Source organism: Salmonella sp. SAL4457 (genome assembly GCF_046548235.1).
In the GTDB taxonomy this organism is placed as follows: domain Bacteria; phylum Pseudomonadota; class Gammaproteobacteria; order Enterobacterales; family Enterobacteriaceae; genus Salmonella; species Salmonella enterica.
Genome location: NZ_JBGDZO010000806.1, coordinates 1 through 258 on the forward strand (window position 1 = coordinate 1; position 258 = coordinate 258).

1 protein-coding gene is annotated in these 258 nt (G+C 70.2%); it reads left to right on the forward strand.

Going from position 1 to position 258, the window contains the following annotated elements; all coding sequences use genetic code 11:
* A partial coding sequence (locus ACLJNW_RS26400; RefSeq protein ID WP_410961537.1) for a cytochrome D1 domain-containing protein occupies nucleotides 1–258 on the forward strand: 258 nt, incomplete at both ends.

Genomic DNA, 258 nt, shown 5'->3' on the forward strand with positions numbered 1-258 from the left:
CTGAAGGACGTCCACGAGCTGTGGGAGCTGCCCTATGCCAACGGCAAGCCGGTCGCGCCGAAACGGTTGGCGGTGGCCGACTACCTCGACGACTTCTCCTTCAGCCCCGACTACCGCTACCTGCTGGGCAGCTCGCGGCAGGCCAGGGGCGGCGAGGTGATCGAGCTGGACAGCGGCGCGCGGGTCGCCTCGATCCCGCTGTCGGGCATGCCGCACCTCGGCTCGGGCATCTACTGGAAGCGCGACGGGCGCTGGGTG